Raw genomic sequence first — 322 nt, 5'->3', positions numbered from 1 at the left:
CCAGTGTGTTGAACCTCCACCGTCAGCGGCACCGGACGCATGATGGTGTCGGGGATCGGCGCGGTTGGCAGCAGCTTGGCCAGCAAGGCGTCGACGCGCTCGGAGGATTCTTCGGTATCAATCAGCACCTGCACCTGGATGCTTTCAAAGCCCGGGTTGCCGCTGGTTACGCCAAACGCGGCACGGAAATCCACCCGCCCGGAAACGTCCAGCACCAGGCTGTTGACCTTGACCCCGGAGGCCGACAAGCCGCCGATGTAAGTGGCCGCGAGGCAGTTGCCGATACCGGCCAGCAGCAGTTCCTGAGGCGTTGCACCCAGCC

The 322-nt window shown here is 64.3% G+C and carries 1 protein-coding gene; it reads right to left on the bottom strand.

What is annotated here, in order from left to right; all coding sequences use genetic code 11:
* The coding region (locus GHO41_RS29620) for an OsmC family protein (protein WP_178126634.1) at positions 1–322 on the bottom strand (322 nt) is incomplete at both ends.

It is taken from the genome of Pseudomonas sp. FSL R10-0399 (genome assembly GCF_009600165.1).
GTDB classification, from domain to species: domain Bacteria; phylum Pseudomonadota; class Gammaproteobacteria; order Pseudomonadales; family Pseudomonadaceae; genus Aquipseudomonas; species Aquipseudomonas helleri.
Note: the sequence above shows the minus strand (reverse complement) of the source record. Positions and strands in the feature narration are given on the sequence as shown.